Annotated in this window: 1 protein-coding gene; it reads right to left on the bottom strand. The window is 61.9% G+C overall.

The genetic code is table 11. From position 1 onward, the window contains the following. Positions 1-111: 111 nt before the first annotated feature. The coding region (locus tag FEM54_RS33345) for an efflux RND transporter permease subunit (protein ID WP_171045978.1) at positions 112-829 on the bottom strand (718 nt) is incomplete at its 5' end.

The raw sequence follows: 829 nt of genomic DNA, 5'->3' as shown, positions 1-829 counted from the left end.
GGCCATAGGTGCTCACAACAGGGGAGGTTGTGAGCACCATAGCGCATTCAGTTGTACTTGAGATAAGTGAACCCTGTGGGAGCTGGCTCCCACAGGGATCCGCGGTGCCGATCAGTCAGGCTTGCCGCGCCTGCGCACCAGCTTCATCACCACCACAAAGAACACCGGCACAAACACCACCGCCAGCGTCGCGGTGATCATCCCGCCGATCACGCCTGTACCAATCGCCTGCTGGCTGGCCGAGCTGGCGCCGGTGGCAATCGCCAAGGGCACCACGCCAAGGATAAACGCCAGCGAGGTCATGATGATCGGCCGCAACCTGAGCCGCGCGGCTTTCAGGGTGGCGTCGATCAGATCCTCACCTTGGTCAACCAGGTCTTTGGCAAACTCGATAATCAGAATCGCGTTCTTCGCCGACAAACCGATGATGGTGATCAAACCGACCTTGAAGAACACGTCATTGGGCATGCCACGCAAGCCCACCGCCAATACGGCGCCGAGCACACCCAGCGGCACCACCAGCAACACCGAGGTGGGTATCGACCAGCTTTCATACAGCGCCGCCAGGCACAGGAACACGATCAGCAGCGACAGGCCCAACAACAACGGCGCCTGGGAGCCGGACAAACGTTCCTGCAACGACAACCCGGTCCATTCCTGGCCCAGGCCCGCAGGCAGTTGGCTGACCAGACGCTGGATTTCTTCCATGGCCTCACCGGTGCTGTGCCCCGGCGCCGCTTCGCCGCTGATGGCGATGGCCGGGTAGCCGTTGTAGCGCGTCAGCTGCGCCGGGCCCTGGGTCCAGCTGGCTTCAACAAAGGATGACAAG

Source organism: Pseudomonas edaphica (genome assembly GCF_005863185.1).
GTDB lineage: Bacteria > Pseudomonadota > Gammaproteobacteria > Pseudomonadales > Pseudomonadaceae > Aquipseudomonas > Aquipseudomonas edaphica.
This window is presented reverse-complemented; position numbering and strand designations above follow the sequence as displayed.